This is a genomic window from Haloarcula sp. Atlit-47R, from assembly GCF_003665985.1.
Taxonomy (GTDB): domain Archaea; phylum Halobacteriota; class Halobacteria; order Halobacteriales; family Haloarculaceae; genus Haloarcula; species Haloarcula taiwanensis.
The window spans coordinates 1-481 of sequence record NZ_QPLQ01000055.1 but is presented as its reverse complement, the minus strand read 5'-3'; the positions used below and the strand labels follow the sequence as shown (position 1 = coordinate 481).

Below are 481 nucleotides of genomic sequence, written 5' to 3'. Positions count from 1 at the left end.
AAATGAACGATAGAATCATCATGTTATAGTTATTTGCTTCAGATATCGACTTCTAAAATTGCCCAATTAGAACTCATAGTATAGCAAATAGTTATATTAATGCTGTCAGTATTGACTTCATGGAGATTAATATCACATTCCGAGACGGTCCGATAGACGTTGAGATTACAGCAACCGAGGAGGAATCGTATACTGACGTTCTCGAAGAGCTTGGACAGTTTGTGGAGAAGTATGACCCAATCGGCTACCAGACGCAGAAACGACCTGACCAAGAGAATCCTAGTGAGGAGACTGAGGAAACCTTACATGAGGGCGGCGAACAAGGGAGCATCTCAGAGTTCACCGAAACTGATGATGAGAACTCCTACTTCGAGGTAGTGGATGCGACAGATTCAGAGCTCCTTCGAGTTCTCACACTCGGCTCAACTGACGGTGATGATATTGATGAATTCCCGCAAATTATCGGCGACGTACAAGTACT

Annotated in this window: 1 protein-coding gene; it reads left to right on the top strand. The window is 43.7% G+C overall.

The features are described from left to right. Positions 1 to 119 precede the first annotated feature (119 nt). On the top strand, positions 120 to 481 hold a 362-nt coding region (locus tag DVK00_RS20835; protein ID WP_121578518.1), incomplete at its 3' end, for a hypothetical protein.